Below are 1,343 nucleotides of genomic sequence, written 5' to 3'. Positions count from 1 at the left end.
AGGGTATGAAAAAAATAAGTTAAAAATCCCCAAGCTTTGTCGATACTGGTTTCTATGACTGGCATATTTAGCCTTTCATACCGTAAATCAGCAACGCCCAAAACTGTTCACCGCAATGATGGTTATATGTATGGGTTTTCCACTCTTGTCCGCTAAATCGATGATTAGAGGCGTACCGATCGACGAGGAATTCATTGAAGCGGCAAATCGAGTTTTGAAGAATGCAGTTGAACTGATCCGAGTTCTGATTGGCGCTCATCAATCTGCGATCGCCATTATTGTGCAAGAAGATTGGAGTTCTATTCGGAAGTTCTTCTCACTCTCAGAGAAGTATGCAGCGTGGGCAAAATACGATACACCTGCAACTGGATATGGCACACACGGGTGGTTGTTGCGCCACAATCAACCTGTACGAATGACCCAAGCGGAACTCGAAGCTCACCCTGAGTGGAAAGGTTTTGGCGGCGAGGCAAGCAAGCATCCACCGATGCGAGGTTGGCTTGCTGCCCCGATTGTCGGGCAAGATGGAATGAACTGGGGATTACTACAACTATCCGATAAGTACGAAGGGGAGTTCACGGAAGAGGATGAGCAACACTTCATCAGCTTTGCGAAGTTAGTGTCAGAGACATTGGAAGCACTGTGGAACGTGCGTAATCTTCGGAAGAACGCACCAGGAAGATAATAACCGTTTTGCAGCAGACAGATCGAGACTCGAACTCAGTATCATTGACTCTCAACCGTCTGCTGCATTTGATTGATTATGCTGCTCAACGTTGCAAAGCTTTCAACCCAAGGTTTGGAAATAGCTGACTCGCAACAGCGAACTGCACCCATGCACTTGCTAAGGTTTCTAAAGTACGTGCCACCAGAAGATTACCTACAGTAAAAAACGCTAGGAAAATCAGCACCGAATTGTCTTGAGTCTGAAGCAATAATTTCAGCAAATGTAGTATTGAATGCCTCAACAACTTTTGCATTGGGTAAAAGTTGCTGAATGACTTCAGCAACAGAAATTTTCAAGTCCGTTGCCAAGCCAATTGTTTGCCCCGTGAAGTCTGGCTGAATTCCACTCACACAAGTAATGATAATTTTCCCATCCAAAGAGCCAGCCGCGTGAATGACCTCTTCCAATGCTGGCAGCCAAACAGCTAGTAAGATAATGTCTTGTGCTGCTGCCTCTTGAATCGTTCCAGCTTTCGCAGTCGCCCCTGCCACTGTTGCCAGCTCAAGCAGCTTATTTTGATCTCGTGAGTAAGAAAAGACGACTTCATGTCCTGCCTTTGCCCAAAGTTTACCCAACCCAGCACCCATGTTGCCAGCACCAATAATGCCAATTTTCA

The 1,343-nt window shown here is 45.9% G+C and carries 2 protein-coding genes; one reads left to right on the top strand and one right to left on the bottom strand.

Annotation, left to right across the window (positions count from 1 at the left end):
* Positions 1–130: 130 nt before the first annotated feature.
* A complete protein-coding gene (locus JGK22_RS33150; RefSeq protein ID WP_293216102.1) occupies positions 131–685 on the top strand; it encodes a GAF domain-containing protein in 555 nt (184 codons plus the stop codon).
* Between the two features lie 191 nt (positions 686–876).
* Here the strand turns inward: JGK22_RS33150 and JGK22_RS33145 are convergent.
* Positions 877–1,343 (bottom strand): NAD(P)-binding domain-containing protein (locus JGK22_RS33145; protein ID WP_293314575.1); only part of this gene is annotated, 467 nt, incomplete at its 5' end.

The sequence above is a fragment of the Microcoleus sp. PH2017_08_TRC_O_A genome (assembly GCF_020738665.1).
Classification (GTDB): Bacteria; Cyanobacteriota; Cyanobacteriia; order Cyanobacteriales; family Microcoleaceae; genus Microcoleus.
The sequence above is the reverse complement of the archived record's forward strand: the minus strand, read 5'-3'. Positions and strand labels throughout refer to the sequence as shown.

Coding starts and splice junctions, on each gene's coding strand:
- JGK22_RS33150 (WP_293216102.1), top strand. CDS start 131: ATGGGTTTTCCACTCTTGTCCGCTAAATCGATGATTAGAGGCGTACCG.